1 pseudogene is annotated in these 352 nt (G+C 66.5%); it reads right to left on the minus strand.

Annotation, left to right across the window (positions count from 1 at the left end):
* Positions 1 to 352 (minus strand): annotated as a pseudogene (locus HX846_RS35335) (Zn-dependent hydrolase); the annotation flags it as partial.

Raw genomic sequence — 352 nt, forward strand, 5'->3', positions numbered from 1 at the left:
CCGCGCCTACCAGTGCGTCCTTGCGCAGGTGCATTGGCGTCGGGCCCGCGTGGGCTTCGACGCCGGTGAGGGTCAGGTCGAACCACTTCTGGCCCAGGCAGCCCATGACCACGCCGATGGTGGTGGCCTGGTCTTCCAGCACCGGACCCTGCTCGATATGCGCCTCGAAATAGGCGCCCACCGGGTGGCCCAGCACGGCGCGGGAACCGGCATAGCCGATGCGCTGCAATTCAGCGCCCACCGACAGCCGTTGCTCGTCCTGCTTGTCGAGGGTTTCCTGCAGGTCGAACTTACCGGCGAACACCCCGGAACCCATCATGCACGGCGGGAATCGCGAGCCTTCTTCGTTGGT

Origin of the sequence: Pseudomonas sp. K5002, from assembly GCF_013386655.1 — a bacterium.
GTDB lineage: Bacteria > Pseudomonadota > Gammaproteobacteria > Pseudomonadales > Pseudomonadaceae > Aquipseudomonas.